Raw genomic sequence first — 16094 nt, 5'->3', positions numbered from 1 at the left:
CGGTAACGAGGGGAATCCGGCGTCGAGTTGAACGGCGCGGGGTGCGCTGTGCGGATCGTACGCGGCCTCAGGGCACGGTGGGCGAACCGCTCCGGCGTTCCCCCGTGGCGGGCGCCAAGGGGGCCGGCCTCGGCGCGGCGGCCTCGGGGCCGCCGTTTCCGCGGAGGACGTGCCCCGCACATGTTCACGGGCGGTCCCGCGGTCACATACGGTGACAATTTCTGATCGAGTTCGACCGGTTCATGGCCTTCGCGGAACGAGTGCTTCACCGGCTCATCGGTCTGTCGTACGAGGCGTCATACCAGAGCGGGACGCTCTCCGGGGGACTTTGTCAACTGCCCACCGCACATGATGCGCAGGCGACTACTGTCAGTGTCCGTCGGGCGACACAGGGCCGGATCTCCGGCCTCTCGGCCGACACCGCGATGGCGCATGCCCGCGTGGCGCACCACGCGCGAGCACCCAGGCCCGACGGACCAGTACAAGGACACCGATGTCTCACCTCCGCGCCCCCGCCGTGCGCGCAGACCGCCGTGAGGGCGGGCGGCACGGCCGGCCGGCCGCCCGCACCGCTCCCGCGCTGCCCGAGACCCACATACGGTCCCAACTGCTGCGCCTCGCCGTGCTGCCGCCCGTGGCGGTCGCCCTCAGCGCCTGCGCGGCCGTCCTGTTCACCGTCCGGTCCACCGGCCTGAGGCCCGGCCTCCCCCTGTGGGGCGTGCTCGCCGGCGCGACCTCGGTCGCCCTCGCGGCCGTCGCCATCGCCGCCGTCGCCGCCGACCGCGCCGCCAGGTCCGTGCACGACCGCGTCGCCGCCCTGCGCCGCAGCACCGCGCGGCAGGAGGGCGATCTGCGCGCCCTGGTCGAGGCGTTGCGCCGCGGCGAGGGCCCGCCCCGGCGCAAGCCGCACGGCGGACCCTCCGCCGACGCCGACGACTTCGAGCTGCTCGCCGCCGACCTGGCCCGCGCGCACGACGGCGCCGTCACCGCCGTCGTGCAGGCCGCCCAGCTCTCCAGCCAGGCGGGCAGCGAACAGAAGCTGGAGGTCTTCCTCAACCTCGCCCGGCGCCTGCAGTCGCTGGTGCACCGCGAGATCTCCATCCTCGACGAGCTGGAGAACGAGATCGAGGACCCCGACCTGCTCAAGGGCCTCTTCCACGTCGACCACCTCGCCACCCGCATCCGCCGTCACGCCGAGAACCTCGCCGTGCTCGGCGGCGCCGTCTCCCGCCGGCAGTGGAGCAACCCGGTCCCGATGACGGAGGTGCTGCGCTCGGCCATCGCCGAGGTCGAGCAGTACTCGCGGGTCAGGCTTGTGCCGCCGACCGACGGCACCCTGCGCGGCCACGCCGTCGCCGACGTCATCCACCTGCTGGCCGAACTCGTCGAGAACGCCACCCTGTTCTCCGCCCCGCACACCCAGGTGCTGCTCCGCGCCGACCTGGTCACCTCCGGGCTCGCCGTCGAGGTCGAGGACCGCGGACTCGGCATGCCCGTCGACGAGCAGAACCGGATGAACGCCCTCCTCGCCGACCCCGACCAGGTCAACGTCGCCCGTCTGCTGGCGGACGGGCGCATCGGGCTGTTCGTCGTCTCCCAGCTCGCCAAGCGGCACGGCATCACCGTCCGCCTGCAGACCAACATCTACGGCGGAGTGCAGGCCGTACTGGTCGTGCCCCAGGCCCTGTTGGGAGCCGACCCCGGCGACCCCACGGCCGGGGCGCATCCCCAGGACCCCACCGGCGCCGCGCCGCTGCCCGCACCGCACCCGCAGCAGCCGCGGCCCGTGGCCCCGCCCGGACCCGGCCCGCACGTCGTCTCCGCGGCACCGGCCGTCGTACCGGCCCGGCAGTCGCAGGAGGCCCCGCAGAACCCCTCGCCCGCCCAGGCCGCCACCCCGGTGGCGAGCGCCGGTGCCCCCGTGCCGCTGCCCGTGCGCGAAGCTCACGAGGACCGGCCCAGCCCGGCAGCGGCCGTGCCCGGCATCCGGGCCGGTGACCGCGACGCCCTCGCCGAGCACACGGCCACGCCGCCCGTCCCCCGGCACACCGCCGTACGCGGCACCATGGGCAAACCCCGGCTGCCCCGCCGCCGCGCCCAGGAGCACATCGCACCCCAGCTGCGCGGCGGCCCCGCACCGCGCCAGGACACCGAGGAGCCGGTCGGCCACGACCCCGGCCTGATGGCGGCCTTCCAGCGCGGCATCGGCCTCGCCGAGGCCCAGCAGCACATGGAGACGAGCGACACGAGTCCCGGCCCCACGAGTCCCCACCACCCGGAGTCGGCCGCTCATCTCGAACCCGTCCACCCCGACCCGGCCCGCACCCAAGGGCACCGCACGCCCGCGCCCCGCTCCGGCCACACCGTCCGGCACGACGGGAGCGCACCGGCCGGATGACCACCCCCGCTCCCGCCCCCACCCTCACCCCCACGACCTGCGCTCGCGCAGACCTTCGTACCCCAAGGAGTCGATCCACCATGGCGAGCGACGCGCCGACCGCCCATGTATCCGACCTCGACTGGCTGATGAGCGGCCTCGTGCAACGGGTACCGCACACCACGAGCGCCGTCCTCCTGTCCTGCGACGGGCTGGTGAAGTCCGTCCACGGCCTCGACCCGGACAGCGCCGACCACATGGCGGCCCTGGCCTCCGGCCTGTACTCCCTCGGCCGCAGCGCCGGCGTCCGCTTCGGCGACGGCGGGGAGGTGCGGCAGGTCGTCGTCGAACTCGACTCGACCCTGCTGTTCGTGACCACCGCGGGCTCCGGCACCTGCCTCGCCGTCCTCGCCGGCCGGGAGGCCGACGCGGCCGTGCTCGGCTACGAGATGGCGATGCTGGTCAAGAGCGTCCGCCCCTACCTGGTCACCGCGCCCCGGCAACACGCCGTCGAACCCCCGGCGATGAGGCCTTGAGGGCGGCCGCGGCCGGGGACGGGCCCTGGCTCGACGACGCGGCCGGCCGGCTGGTGCGCCCCTTCACCGTCAGCAACGGCCGGACCCGGCCCACCGTCGCGCTCGACCTGATGTCCCAGGTGATGGCCACCGGGGCCACCACCCTCGGCTACCTCGGCCCCGAGCACGCGCAGGCGCTCGACCTGTGCCGCGCGCCCGTCCCGGTCGCCGAGGTCGCCGCCCATCTGAGGCTGCCGGTGGCGGTCACCAAGGTGCTGCTGTCGGACCTCGTCGACTGCGGGGCGCTGACCACCAAGCCCCCCGCGTTCCACCACAACCCCACGGACCGGGCCCTTCTGGAGGCAGTGCTCGATGGACTACGACGACAGCTCTGACTACGGCCACGGATCCGCCCACCCCGACGGACCCGGCCACGACGACGGCACCGACCCGTTCCCCACCGCCCTGAAGATCCTGGTGGCGGGCGGGTTCGGCGTGGGCAAGACGACCTTCGTCGGCGCGGTCAGCGAGATCGCGCCGCTCAGCACGGAGGAACTGCTCACCACCGTCAGCGCCGCCACCGACAACCTCGACGGGATCGAGAACAAGCTCGAGACCACCGTGGCCATGGACTTCGGCCGCATCACCATCGACCGGGAACACGTGCTGTACCTGTTCGGCACGCCCGGCCAGGAGCGGTTCTGGTTCATGTGGGACGAGCTGTGCGAGGGCGCGCTCGGCGCGGTGATCATCGCCGACACACGCAGGCTGGAGGAGTCCTTCGCGGCCGTCGACTTCTTCGAGGAACGCGGCCTCGGATTCATCGTCGCGGTCAACGAGTTCGACGGCGCCCACCGCTACGACCCCGAGGAGGTGCGCGCCGCCATCGACCTCCCGCCGGAGATCCCCGTCGTGCGCTGCGACGCCCGGATCTCCAGCTCCGGCGTGCAGACCCTGCTGACCCTCGTACGCCACCTGATCGCCCACACGCCGGCCGCCCCCGCGACGGGACACGGCGCCCACAGGTGACCCCCGCCCACACCGCCACGGAGCCGCACATGACGCACGCCCACAGCGACGGAGCCCGCCCATGAGCTACGACCCGCCGCGCCCGGTCGGACGTCTGCTGCTCACGCCCGAGGACCGGGAGGCCCCGGCCCGGGTGCGACGGCTGCGCCGGCTCGGCCTCGGGGAACGCCCGGAGCCCTCCCTCGACACCTTCGCGAACCACCTCGCCGGGTACGCCCAGGCGCCGTACGCCATGGTCAACTTCCTTGTCGAGAACGGGCAGTTCTTCGCGGGCCTGCACGTGCCCGAGGTCGCGCCGGTCACGCGCGGCGACGGCTCCATCCCCGAGTACGGCCGGGTCCAGCCCCGCGACCACGGCTTCTGCCCCCATGTCGTGGTCCGGCGCAAGGCACTGGTGCTGGAGGACGTACGGGACTACCCCCGGTTCGCGGGCAACCCCGTCGTCGACGAGTTCGGCATCCGCTCCTACCTGGGCGCACCGCTCATCGACAGCACCGGGACCGTGCTGGGCACGGTGGCCGCCGCCGACGTGCGGCCGCGGACGTGGGGGAGGGCCGGGCTGGAGACCATCAAGTCGACGGCGGCGGACCTGGTGCGGCGACTCGAACGCAGCGCGGAGGACGGGCTCCCGCCCTGAGCAGCCGCGACCGGCCCGGCCCGCGCGAACGGCGTGAAGGAAAGCTGCGACCGCGCTTAAGAAAAGCTCGATGGACCGGGGACGGGGTCGTACGGCAGATTGCAGTGCGATTCCCCTCCCCTCCCCGGACGCGGGCCGCTTCGGCATGCCCGGCGCCGGGATCACACCGTCAGGAGCCGTAGCGTTGAAGGCGCTGGTCAAGGAGAAGGCGGAGCCCGGGCTGTGGCTCGCGGACGTCCCCGAGCCCGCCGTCGGACCCGGCGACGTCCTCATCAAGGTGCTGCGCACCGGTATCTGCGGCACCGACCTGCACATCCGGAACTGGGACGGATGGGCGCAGCAGGCCATCCGCACCCCGCTGGTCGTCGGGCACGAGTTCGTCGGCGAGGTCGTCGAGACCGGCCGGGACGTCACCGACGTCACGGTGGGCGACCGGGTCAGCGGCGAGGGCCACCTGGTGTGCGGAAAGTGCCGCAACTGCCTGGCCGGACGGCGGCACCTGTGCCGGGCCACGGTCGGGCTCGGCGTCGGCCGGGACGGGGCGTTCGCCGAGTACGTCGCCCTGCCCGCGTCCAACGTCTGGGTGCACCGCGTCCCCGTCGACCTCGACATCGCCGCGATCTTCGACCCGTTCGGCAACGCCGTGCACACCGCCCTGTCCTTCCCGCTGGTCGGCGAGGACGTGCTCGTCACGGGCGCCGGCCCGATCGGGCTGATGGCCGCCGCCGTCGCCCGGCACGCCGGGGCGCGCAACGTCGTGGTCACCGACGTCAGCGAGGAACGCCTGGAGCTGGCCCGCAAGGTCGGCGCGAGCCTCGCGCTGAACGTGTCGCGGGCCTCGATCGCCGACGGCCAGCGGGAGCTGGGCCTGCGCGAGGGCTTCGACATCGGCCTGGAGATGTCCGGCCGCCCCGAGGCGATGCGCGACATGATCGCCAACATGACGCATGGCGGCCGGATCGCGATGCTCGGCCTGCCGTCCGAGGAGTTCCCGGTCGACTGGGCCCGGATCGTCACCTCGATGATCACCATCAAGGGCATCTACGGCCGCGAGATGTTCGAGACCTGGTACGCGATGTCGGTGCTGCTGGAGGGCGGGCTCGACCTCGCCCCCGTGATCACCGGCCGCTACGGCCACCGCGACTTCGAGGCGGCGTTCGCCGACGCGGCGAGCGGCAAGGGCGGCAAGGTCATCCTCGACTGGACCGCGTAAGTCATCTGCATCCCTAGGAGCTAATCCCATGTTCGACTCCGTGCGTGACGACCTGCGCACCACCCTCGACGAGATCCGCGCCGCCGGCCTGCACAAGCCCGAGCGCGTGATCGGCACCCCGCAGTCCGCGACCGTGAACGTCACCGCGGGCGGCCGCCCCGGCGAGGTGCTGAACTTCTGCGCCAACAACTACCTCGGCCTGGCCGACCACCCCGAGGTGATCGCCGCCGCCCACGAGGCCCTGGACCGCTGGGGCTACGGCATGGCGTCCGTGCGCTTCATCTGCGGCACCCAGGAGGTCCACAAGGAGCTGGAGGCGCGCCTGTCGGCCTTCCTCGGCCAGGAGGACACGATCCTGTACTCCTCCTGCTTCGACGCCAACGGAGGCGTCTTCGAGACCCTCCTCGGCCCCGAGGACGCGGTGATCTCCGACGCGCTGAACCACGCCTCGATCATCGACGGCATCCGCCTGTCCAAGGCCCGCCGCTTCCGCTACGCCAACCGCGACCTCGCCGACCTGGAACGGCAGCTGAAGGACGCCTCCGACGCCCGCCGCCGCCTCGTCGTCACCGACGGCGTCTTCTCCATGGACGGCTACGTCGCCCCGCTGCGCGAGATCTGCGACCTGGCCGACCGCTACGACGCCATGGTCATGGTCGACGACTCGCACGCCGTCGGCTTCGTCGGCCCCGGCGGCCGCGGCACCCCCGAGCTGCACGGCGTCATGGACCGCGTCGACATCATCACCGGCACCCTCGGCAAGGCGCTCGGCGGCGCCTCCGGCGGCTACGTCGCCGCCCGCGCCGAGATCGTCGCGCTGCTGCGCCAGCGGTCGAGGCCGTACCTCTTCTCCAACACCCTGGCCCCGGTGATCGCCGCCGCCTCGCTCAAGGTGCTCGACCTGCTGGAGTCGGCCGACGACCTGCGCGTCCGGCTCGCGGAGAACACCGCCCTGTTCCGCCGCCGGATGACCGAGGAGGGCTTCGACGTCCTGCCCGGCGACCACGCCATCGCCCCGGTGATGATCGGCGACGCGGCGAAGGCGGGCCGCATGGCCGAGCTGCTGCTGGAGCGCGGGGTGTACGTGATCGGCTTCTCCTACCCGGTCGTCCCGCAGGGCCAGGCCCGCATCCGCGTGCAGCTGTCCGCCGCCCACTCCACGGACGACGTGAACCGCGCGGTGGACGCCTTCGTGGCCGCCCGTGCGGAGCTGGACGCCTGACCTGAGAGAATCGATCCCGTGATCGAGGCGCGGCGGCTCCACATCCTCCGGGCGGTGGCCGACCACCGTACGGTGACGGCGGCTGCCGCCGCGCTGTACCTCACGCCCTCGGCGGTCTCCCAGCAGCTGACCGCCCTGGAGCAGGAGACCGGCCACCGCCTGGTCGAGCGCGGCGCCAAGGGCGTACGGCTGACCCCGGCCGGCGAGATCCTGCTCAGCCACACCAACGCCGTCCTCGCCCAGCTGGAGCGGGCCGAGGCCGAGCTGGCCGCGTACGGCTCGGGCGAGGCGGGCACGGTCACCGTCGCCTCCTTCGCGACCGGCATCGCCCTGGTCGTGGCGCCCGCGGTGGCCCGCCTCGCCGGGACCGCGCCCGGCATCCGCATCCGCGTCCAGGACGCCGAGGGCGACGCCAGCCTGCCGATGGTGCTGGACCGGCAGGTCGACGTGGCGGTGGCCGTCGAGTACCGCGGGGCACCGCCCGCCGACGACCCGCGGCTGACCCACGTACCGCTGTACGCCGAGCCGTTCGACGCGGTCGTGCCGGTCGCCCACCGTCTCGCCGACGCCGACGAGGTGCCGCTGGCCGAGCTGGCCAAGGACACCTGGATCGGCCCCTACCCCGGCAACCCGTGCCACGACGTGGTGGTCCTGGCCTGCGAGAGCGCCGGTTTCCAGCCCCGGCTGGAGCACTCCTCGGACGACTTCCGGGCGGTGGTGGCACTGGCCTCGGCCGACGCGGGCGTGGCCCTCGTGCCGCGCTCGGCCCTGCGCGGCATGGACCTGACCGGTGTGGTGGTCCGCCCGGTCGACGGGGTCGCGCCCACCCGGCGGGTCTTCGCCGCCGTACGCCGGGGAGCCGAGGGGCATCCGCTGATCCGCCCGGTGCTGGACGCGCTGGAGTCGGCCGCCGAGCGCTGAGACGGGACCGTCCCGCATCCCCGCGTCCCGGATCTGGGATGTCATCCCACTTATGGGATAGCATCCCGGATGTGACACAGACTTCCGACGAGACGGCGGCCGGGGCCGGGAGCGCACCCGGCGCCGGTCCGGACCCCGTCGACGCCCGGCTCGCCGCCCGCCTGGCCGAACTGCGGGCCGAACGCGGCTGGTCGCTCGGTGAACTGGCCGAGCGCAGCGGGGTCAGCCGCTCCACCCTCTCCCGGGCCGAGCGGGCGGAGATCAGCCCCACCGCTTCCCTCCTCAACCGCCTGTGCGCGGTCTACGGACGGACCATGTCGCGGCTGCTCAGCGAGGTCGAGGCGGAACCCGCGCTGCTGGTGCGGGCCGACGAGCAGCCGGTGTGGGAGGACCGGGCCGCCGGATTCGTACGGCGCTCGGTGTCGCCGCCGCACGCCGGGCTGCGCGGCGAACTCGTCGAGGGACGCCTCGCGGCGGGCGCCGACATCACCTACGACCGGCCGCCCGTGCCCGGCCTGGAGCAGCACATCTGGGTCCTGGAGGGCGCCCTGGAGGTGACGGCACAGGACGTCGAGCACCACCTCGGCACCGGCGACTGCCTGCGACTGCGGGTCTGGGGGCCGACCCGGTTCCGCTGCGCCGGGCCCGGGGCCGTGCGGTACGCGCTGGCGGTGGTGCTGCCGTGACCGTGACCCGCCTCGACGACGTCCGGCTGACCGCCCTGGTGGAGCAGCTGGCCGACCTGCTGACCGACACCGTGGACGGCGGCGCCTCCGTCGGCTTCCTCGCACCGCTCGACCGGGCGGAGGCCGTCGCCTGGTGGCGGGGGCGCGCCGCCGCCGTGGCCGCCGGAGAGCTCGCCGTATGGGTGGCGCGCGAGGGGGAGCGGGTGACCGGGACCGTCAGCCTCGCCCTGCCCGACAAACCCAACAGCCGCCACCGCGCCGAACTCGTCAAGCTGATGGTGGGACGCGAGTCCCGCGGCCGGGGGCTCGGCCGCAGGCTCCTCACCACCGCCGAGCGGGCCGCCGCGGACGCCGGCATCACCCTGCTCCACCTGGACACCGAGACCGGCAGCCCCGCCGAACACCTCTACCGCACCGCCGGCTGGACCCGCGCGGGGGAGATCCCCGACTACGCGGCGAACCCGGCCGGCGCGCTGCGGCCGACGACCCTGTACTTCAAGCGGATCGGAGCCGGCCCGGCCGACCGGTGATCGTCGGTGCCGGCGGGTCGTTGTCAGTGGCAGCGGCTACGGTGCCAGACATGCCGGATGCAGAAGACGTACGCCGAATCGCCCTGTCCCTGCCGGACACGACGGAGAAGATCGCCTGGAGCATGCCCACGTTCCGGGTCGCCGGGAAGATGTTCGCCACGCTGCCCGAGGACGAGACGTCCATCGCCGTGCGCTGCCCGAAGGAGGAGCGCGACGAACTGGTGCTCGCCGAGCCGGAGAAGTTCTGGATCGCCGGTCACGAGGCCCAGTTCGCGTGGGTGCGGGCCCGGCTCGCGGCCCTCGACGGCGAGGACGAGCTGCGCGACATCCTCGCCGACTCCTGGCGCCAGGCGGCCCCGCCCCGGCTGCTGGAGGCCCATCCCCGGCTGGGACTGCCGGCCGCGGGCTGAAAACCCCTCGGGCGTTGTCAGTGCCCCGTGGCATGATCCGGAGGCATGCGTGGCAGCCGGGGCCGGAGGGGGGCTCCGGCTGCCGTGGGCGGGGATCACGCGGGCCGGTGGGGACCGGCCGGGGAGGGGAGCGCGCGGGATGGCCGGGACGTCATCGCAGTCCTCGCAGCGGAGGACGGCACAGCGGGAAGGGGCACGGCCCGTCTGGTCGCGGGACTTCGCGCTCTTCTTCGTCGCGCGGGCCGTCGCCCGGCTCGGCGACACCATGCTGCCCGTCGCCCTCGCCGCCGGCCTGCTCCAGCACGGGTACGGAGCGGGCGCGGTCGGCCTCGCCATGGCCGCGACGGCCGCCGCCTTCGCCGGTCTCGTGGTGTTCGGCGGAGTCCTCGCCGACCGCTTCAGCACCCGCAAGCTGATGATCGGCGCCGACCTGGTGCGGCTCGGCACCCAGGCCCTGACCGCCGCGCTCTTCTTCTCCGGACACGTCGTGCTGTGGCAGATCTGCGCGATCGGCTTCGTCAACGGTGTCGCGGGCGCCGTCTTCCAGCCCGGTGTCGCCAGCACCGTGCCCCGGCTCGCCTCCGACATCCAGGGCGCCAACGGTGCCATACGCGTCGCGGAGTCCGCCGCCCAGCTCGCGGGCCCCGCCGTCGCCGGCCTGCTCGTCGGATTCGCCTCGCCCGGCGGAGTCTTCGCCGCCCACGCCGCCACGTACGCGGTGAGCGCCCTGTGCCTGGTGCTGCTGCGGCTGCCGCCCTCACCGGCGCCGGCGAGCCGCGCCGCCGGCCGCGGCTCCAAGGCCTTCCGCGCCGATCTGGTGGAGGGATGGCGGGAGTTCCGCTCCCGCACCTGGCTGTGGGGTGTCATCGCCGTCTGGTGCATCTACATGATCGCCGTCTGGGGCCCGACCGTCCCCCTGGTGGCGACCGAGGTGGTGCAGCAGCACGGCCCGCGCGCCTACGGCCTGGTCAACTCCGCCCTCGGGGCCGGCACCGTCGTCGGCGGACTCCTCGCGCTGCGGCTGCGGCCGCGCCGCATGCTCCGCGCCGGCGCGATCGCCCTGTTCGGGTTCGCCGCCTTCCCGGCGAGCGTCGGAGCCGGACTCGACGTGCCCGTCATGGCGGCCGGAGCGGCCGTCGCCGGGGCCGGGATGTCGTTCTGGGGCGTGATGTGGGCGACCAGCGTGCAGACCCAGGTGCCGGCCGACGTCCTCAACCGCATCCACGCCTACGACGTGGCGGGCTCCCTCGCCATGATGCCCGTCGGCCAGGCCCTCGCGGGCCCGGCCGCCTCGGCCCTCGGCGCCGACCACGTGCTGCTCGTCGCGGGGGCGATGAGCTTCGTCGTCTGCACCGCGCTGCTCGCCATACCCGCGGTGCGCGGCCTGGTGCGCGCCGACACGACCCCGTCCGGCCCCGACCGGACGACGCCCTCCGCCCGGACCCGCGCGGAGCACACCTGACCGGCCGGAGCCACCGGCCCGGACCGGGGTCGTGCGGAGCAGAGGTGACCGACCGAGCTGTCGGTGTTCTCAGGCTCGTTGCGTAGTCGCGCTGTCGTGACGGAGTTCGTCGGTGTGCCGCCGCGGTGATCGGGTGTTGGCCGTGTGGGCGGGGATGTCCGGAGCGGGGTCGTGCGGAGCAGAGGTGACCGGTCGAGGCGTCGGTGTTCTCATGCTCGTTGCGTTGCCGTGCCGCCGGTGACGAAGTCGGTGATGCGGCGCCGCAGCGACCGGGCGTCCAGGCCGTGGGCGGCGACATGCTCCTCGACCGTCCCGTAGCGGCGCAGCTCACGCCGGGCCACGCCCAGGCCCAGCACCCGGTGGGGGACGTCGGACAGCGCGTCGTTCACCACCGCCGTCGACGTGCCCGCCAGATACGGCTCGACCAGGACGACGTCCGTCCCGGCCGTCTCCGTGGCCCGGCGCAGCGCGGCCGTGTCGAAGGGACGGACGGTCGTGGCGTAGAGGACGGTGACGTCCAGGCCCTCGGTGCCGGCGAGCACCGCGTCCAGCACCGGCCCCACGGCGACGACGACGCCCGAGCGGCCCTCGCGGACCGTGCGGAAACGGCTTCCGTCGACGGCTCGCGCCTCGGTGTTCGACTGTACGGACAGCCGTACGTACACCTTGTCGTCACCGGCGGCGACCGCCTGCCGCAGCAGGGTCTCGGCCTCGTCCGGATGCCCCGGCACGTGCACGGTCCAGCCGTCCAGGGTGTCGAGCAGCGCCACGTCCCCGGGCGCCATGTGCGTGTAGCCGCCGGCCGGCCAGTCGAAGGACGCGGCGGCGCTCACCAGCACCGCGCCCGCGTCCTGGTGCCCGAGATCCAGCTTGAGCTGCTCGAAGGGCCGCTCGACCAGGAAGCTGGCGAAGGTGTGCACGACGGGCCGCAGCCCCGTCAGTGCCAGACCGGCGCCCACCCCGACGAGCAGCTGCTCCCGGATGCCGACGTTGACGACACGGTCCGGATGCCGGCGCAGGGCCTCCGCGAAGCCGTCCTTGCCGATCTCCGCGAGGACCACGGCGACCCGCGGATCCTCGTCGAGCAGCCGGGTGACGACGGGGGCGAAACGGTCACGCATGGTGTCCATGAGGAGGAGTCCTTTCAGTGCTGGCACAGGGGGTGAAGCGGTACGGACAGGGGGATCAGGCGGTCTTCGGCTCCACCCGGGCCACGACCACGTGCGGCCGCCCCGGATGCGGCGCGGTGAAGGCGGCGTACAGCGCCTCGTGGTCGCGGCCGTCGACGGTGACCGCGGACCAGCCCGCGGCCTCGAACCGTGCGGCGATCCCGCCGGGCAGGGCATGGCTGGCGGAGGCGTTGTCGACGACGACGGTGTGCAGCCGCTCCAGACCGGCGGGACCGGCGAAGGCGATCGCCTCGTGGTTGCTGCCCTCATCCAGCTCGGCGTCCCCGATCAGCGCCCACACCTGCGGTTCGGCCAGTCCCTGGGCCCGCAGGCCCAGTGCCGTGCCCACGGCGATCGGCAGGCCGTGCCCCAGCGAGCCGCTGCCGATCTCCGCGCCCGGCACGAGCGTGCGGTCGGGATGGTGGCCGAGCGGGGAGTCGTAGCGCCCGAAACCGGGCAGCCAGTCCACGGGCAGGAAGCCCTTGGCGGCCAGGACGGCGTAGTACGCCATCGGACCGTGCCCCTTCGACAGCAGGAACCGGTCGCGTCCCGGATCGTCCGGGCGCTCCGGGTCCACCCGCAGCACCCGGTCGTAGAGGACCCACAGCACGTCCAGCGTGGACGTCGCCGCCGGGCCGTGCTTCTCGTCGCCGGTCATCATCGACATCAGTCCCGGCAGGTCGGAGTAGGCGTACACCCGTTCGCGTTCTTCGATGGTCGTCATGCCGACGATCGTGCTACCTCGACCAAACTTGAGGTCAAGCGTGATCGCCCCGTCTTTATGCGTGCGCGACCACCGGCCCGAGTGCGGTATGGTTTTCCTGCGCGTTCGGCCAGGGGAAACCCCAGGTCAGACGGGCAACGGGACGTGGCGCAGCTTGGTAGCGCACTTGACTGGGGGTCAAGGGGTCGCAGGTTCAAATCCTGTCGTCCCGACTCGTGAGAGTCGCAGGTCAGGGTCGGTTTCGGAGGAATCCGGGACCGGCCCTGCCGGTTTTCCCGCCCAGGCCGAGGAATCTCGTACCGAGAATGAGAACTACCGCCCCAAGCCGGCGTACCGCACGCTCCAGTCGGAACTGACGGGCCGGCACGGACGCCGTCCGCCGGGTGAGGGGCGCACCGCCGCTCCGGTGTGCGACGGGCGGGGCGCGCGGGCGGCTTCGCGTCCGCGGCGATGGTGCGCCGGCTCGGTGACGACGCCCGGACCGGTGGTGCGGCCGCGCCGGGTCGGCCGCCGAACGGGCCGGTGGCCGGCGCTGTGCCGACGCGGGGGCACGGGCAGTGTCGCATCGGCGCCGCCGGGCAGGTGCGCGGCTGTCCCGGTGTGCTCGCGGTGCCCTGTGTGCCGGCTCCCGGCCGGCTGGACCCCGTCCCCACCCTCTCCGCCGGTCTCCGGGGTGTGCCCTTGGGACACGCCTGGATCTCGGGTCCGGGATTCCCGATCGCCGCTCTCCGCCCCACCCCTCACCTCCCCCCGGGCGGAGCCGTGCTTTGGCGTATGACCAGATGTGTGGCCAGTTCGATGCGCAGGGCCGGCTTACTCGGGTCCGTGGGCCGCAGGAGCATGCGCGCCGCTTCCTCGGCCATGCGCTGGAGGGGCTGTTGGACGGTGGTCAGCGGCGGGCTCGACCAGCGGGCCGGGGGCACGTCGTCGTAGCCCACCACCGACAGCTGGCCGGGGACGCTCAGGCCGAGCACCCGGGCCGCCTCCAGGACGCCGAGGGCCTGCAGGTCGTTGCCGGCGAAGATCGCTGTCGGCCGGTCGGGGCGGCGCAGCAGGTCCATGGCGTGTTCGAAGCCGCCCTGGACATGGAAGTCGCCGAACCGCACCAGCGCCGGGTCCGGTTCGTGCCCCGCCATCGCCATCGCCGAGCGGTATCCGTCGAGCCGGGCCAGCGAGCACATCAGGTCCTCGGGGCCGGTGATGATGGCGACGCGTTCGTGGCCCTGGTCGGTCAGGTGGCGCGCCGCGGCCATGCCCCCGGCCCAGTTGGCCGAGCCGACCGACGGCACGTCGGGGTCGGGATCGCCCGCCGGGTCCACGATGACGAACGGGATGGCCCGGCTGCGCAGTTGTCGTTTCACGTCCTCCGGGACCGTGGAGAAGACCAGCACGACGCCGAGCGGGCGGCGGCGCAGGACACCCGCGATCCACTCCGGGTCGGGTGCGTGCCGGGTGCCGCTCTCGGTGAGCGCCACGGTCGCGTCGTTCCGCTTGGCGACGTTCTCCACCCCGCGGATGAGTTCCATCGCCCACACGCTCTCCAGCTCGTGGAAGACGATCTCGATGAGCCGCGCCTGCGGCGGCCCCGCGGTGCGCCGGCGGTAGCCGTGGGCCTCCAGCAGACGCTCGATCTTGGTCCGGGTTGTGGGAGACACATCCGAACGACCGTTGAGAACCTTCGAAACTGTCGGAAGCGAGACGTCGGCCTCTCTGGCCACGGCTGCCAAGGTAATCCTGCGACCGACCTGGGCTTCTTCGTGCATGGATGCAGCATAGGGCAAGAGAGTCGGGTAACGGTTTGGCCGCGTACGCGCACGACCGTTGACCATTTCTTCCCTTGCCTCCTACTGTCCAGCGCAGGGTTTTCGGAACCTGTATCGAAACTTTCGGAGGCGGATGATCATGCGTTGGATGTCCAGAGTGGTTGCCTGCAGTGCGACGCTGGCCTTGGCGGCGAGCCTCGCGGCGTGCGGCAGCGGAAGCGGCGGGGGCTCCTCGGACGACGGCAAGATCCACGTGCTCGTCTACGGGGACGCCGCCAACAAGGTCGAGAAGCAGATCGTCGAGACCTTCAACAAGACCTCGAAGGTCAAGGCCGTCCTCGACACCATTCCCGGCGCCGATTACCAGAAGAAGCTCCAGACGATCATCAACACGCCGCAGGCGCCGGACGTCTTCTTCAACTGGGGTGGCGGCAGCATCAAGCCGTTCGTCAAGGCCGACCTGTTGCTGCCGCTCGACGACTTCATCAAGAAGAACCCGGACCTGGAGAAGAAGTTCCTGCCGTCGGTCTTCGACAACGCCGTCGTCGACGGCAAGCCGTACGGCATCCCGATGCGCGGCACTCAGCCGGTCCTGCTCTTCCACAACAAGAAGGTCCTCGAAGAGGCGGGCGTCCAGCCGCCGAAGACCTGGGACGAACTGCTCGACGCGGTGGAGAAGCTCAAGGACGCGGGCGTCACCCCGATCGCGCTCGGCGGCGGCGACGTGTGGCCCACCCAGATGTGGTTCCAGTACCTCTACGACCGCATAGCGGGCCCGGAGCTGTTCGCCAAGGCCATCGGGGGCGACAAGAGCGCCTGGGAGAGCCCGGAGAGCAAGAAGGCCCTGGACATGATCAGGGAGCTTGTGAAGGCTGACGCCTTCGGCAAGAACTACGACTCCGTCAAGTACACCAACGGCGGCTCGGTCCAGCTGGTGGCCTCGGGCAAGGCCGGCTTCGAGTTGATGGGCTCCTGGTACTACTCCCAGCAGCTGACGGACCATCCGGACTTCGCCGAGAAGGACCTCGGCTACACCGCCTTCCCGGCCGTCGAAGGCGGCAAGGGCGACCCGGCCAACGTCGCCGGCAACACGAACAACTACTACTCGGTGATGAAGAAGACCAAGCACCCCGAGGCCGTCGCCGAGTTCCTCAAGCTCATGTACTCCGACGATTTCGTCAAGGCGCAGCTCGACATCGGCAACCTGCCGACCACGACCGACACCGGCAAGTTCATCGACAACTCGGGCACCCCCGAGTACTCGCGCTTCCAGTACGACCTCGTCGCCGACGCCCCGTCGTTCCAGCTGTCCTGGGACCAGGCGTACCCGCAGAAGGCGAGCTCCGACATGCACAAGGCCATCCAGCAGTTCTTCAACGGACAGCTCGACACGGACGGCTTCATCAAGGCCATGCAGGCCCTCCCGACCGAGTGAC

16 protein-coding genes and 1 tRNA gene are annotated in these 16094 nt (G+C 72.6%); 14 read left to right on the top strand and 3 right to left on the bottom strand.

From position 1 onward, the window contains the following. Positions 1-493: 493 nt before the first annotated feature. The 12 genes from H0H10_RS07755 (at position 494) to H0H10_RS07700 (ending at position 11002) form a co-directional block, all read left to right on the top strand. Positions 494-2398 (top strand): sensor histidine kinase, encoded by a 1905-nt coding sequence (locus H0H10_RS07755; RefSeq protein ID WP_188180098.1) that lies wholly within the window; start codon positions 494-496, stop codon positions 2396-2398. Between the two features lie 80 nt (positions 2399-2478). Beyond that, a complete protein-coding gene (locus tag H0H10_RS07750) occupies positions 2479-2913 on the top strand; it encodes a roadblock/LC7 domain-containing protein (RefSeq protein WP_188180097.1) in 435 nt (144 codons plus the stop codon). Beyond that, a complete protein-coding gene (locus H0H10_RS07745) occupies positions 2910-3287 on the top strand; it encodes a DUF742 domain-containing protein (RefSeq protein ID WP_188180096.1) in 378 nt (125 codons plus the stop codon). The genes H0H10_RS07750 and H0H10_RS07745 overlap by 4 nt, the downstream gene beginning before the upstream one ends. Then, complete coding sequence (locus H0H10_RS07740; RefSeq protein ID WP_188180095.1) at positions 3265-3921, top strand: GTP-binding protein; 657 nt, start codon at positions 3265-3267, stop codon at positions 3919-3921. Before H0H10_RS07745 ends, H0H10_RS07740 begins: the two co-directional genes overlap by 23 nt. A 61-nt stretch (positions 3922-3982) precedes the next feature. After that, positions 3983-4558: a GAF domain-containing protein gene (locus H0H10_RS07735; protein ID WP_188180094.1), complete on the top strand. Its 576-nt coding sequence runs from the start codon at positions 3983-3985 to the stop codon at positions 4556-4558. A gap of 184 nt (positions 4559-4742) precedes the next feature. Beyond that, the gene (gene tdh, locus H0H10_RS07730; protein ID WP_188180093.1) at positions 4743-5771 is read left to right on the top strand and encodes an L-threonine 3-dehydrogenase; all 1029 of its coding nucleotides are present in this window, start codon (positions 4743-4745) and stop codon (positions 5769-5771) included. 28 nt (positions 5772-5799) lie between these two features. Further along, positions 5800-6993: a glycine C-acetyltransferase gene (locus H0H10_RS07725; protein ID WP_188180092.1), complete on the top strand. Its 1194-nt coding sequence runs from the start codon at positions 5800-5802 to the stop codon at positions 6991-6993. 18 nt (positions 6994-7011) lie between these two features. Then, positions 7012-7914 (top strand): LysR family transcriptional regulator, encoded by a 903-nt coding sequence (locus H0H10_RS07720; protein ID WP_188180091.1) that lies wholly within the window; start codon positions 7012-7014, stop codon positions 7912-7914. 71 nt (positions 7915-7985) lie between these two features. Further along, a complete protein-coding gene (locus H0H10_RS07715; RefSeq protein ID WP_188180090.1) occupies positions 7986-8600 on the top strand; it encodes a helix-turn-helix domain-containing protein in 615 nt (204 codons plus the stop codon). Then, positions 8597-9130, top strand: coding sequence for a GNAT family N-acetyltransferase (locus H0H10_RS07710; protein WP_188180089.1), 534 nt, complete (start codon positions 8597-8599; stop codon positions 9128-9130). The genes H0H10_RS07715 and H0H10_RS07710 overlap by 4 nt, the downstream gene beginning before the upstream one ends. Positions 9131-9180: 50 nt before the next feature. Further along, on the top strand, positions 9181-9540 hold the full coding sequence (locus H0H10_RS07705; RefSeq protein ID WP_188180088.1) for an MmcQ/YjbR family DNA-binding protein: 360 nt from the start codon (positions 9181-9183) through the stop codon (positions 9538-9540). Positions 9541-9679: 139 nt separating this feature from the next. Beyond that, complete coding sequence (locus tag H0H10_RS07700) at positions 9680-11002, top strand: MFS transporter (RefSeq protein WP_188180087.1); 1323 nt, start codon at positions 9680-9682, stop codon at positions 11000-11002. Positions 11003-11211: 209 nt separating this feature from the next. On the opposite strand, the gene H0H10_RS07695 is transcribed toward H0H10_RS07700, so the two are convergent. Beyond that, the gene (locus tag H0H10_RS07695) at positions 11212-12132 is read right to left on the bottom strand and encodes a transketolase family protein (RefSeq protein WP_188180086.1); all 921 of its coding nucleotides are present in this window, start codon (positions 12130-12132) and stop codon (positions 11212-11214) included. 55 nt (positions 12133-12187) lie between these two features. Beyond that, positions 12188-12895, bottom strand: coding sequence for a thiamine pyrophosphate-binding protein (locus H0H10_RS07690; protein WP_188180085.1), 708 nt, complete (start codon positions 12893-12895; stop codon positions 12188-12190). 138 nt (positions 12896-13033) lie between these two features. On the opposite strand from H0H10_RS07690, the gene H0H10_RS07685 reads away from it, so the two are divergent. Further along, positions 13034-13107, top strand: a tRNA-Pro gene (locus tag H0H10_RS07685). A 528-nt stretch (positions 13108-13635) separates the two neighbouring features. Here the strand turns inward: H0H10_RS07685 and H0H10_RS07680 are convergent. Continuing rightward, on the bottom strand, positions 13636-14658 hold the full coding sequence (locus tag H0H10_RS07680) for a LacI family DNA-binding transcriptional regulator (protein WP_188180084.1): 1023 nt from the start codon (positions 14656-14658) through the stop codon (positions 13636-13638). 148 nt (positions 14659-14806) lie between these two features. Here H0H10_RS07680 and H0H10_RS07675 point away from each other — a divergent pair, with 148 nt between their 5' ends. Continuing rightward, on the top strand, positions 14807-16093 hold the full coding sequence (locus H0H10_RS07675; RefSeq protein WP_188180083.1) for an ABC transporter substrate-binding protein: 1287 nt from the start codon (positions 14807-14809) through the stop codon (positions 16091-16093). Position 16094 lies beyond the last annotated feature (1 nt).

Source organism: Streptomyces griseicoloratus (assembly GCF_014534645.1).
Classification (GTDB): Bacteria; Actinomycetota; Actinomycetes; order Streptomycetales; family Streptomycetaceae; genus Streptomyces; species Streptomyces griseicoloratus.
This window is presented reverse-complemented; position numbering and strand designations above follow the sequence as displayed.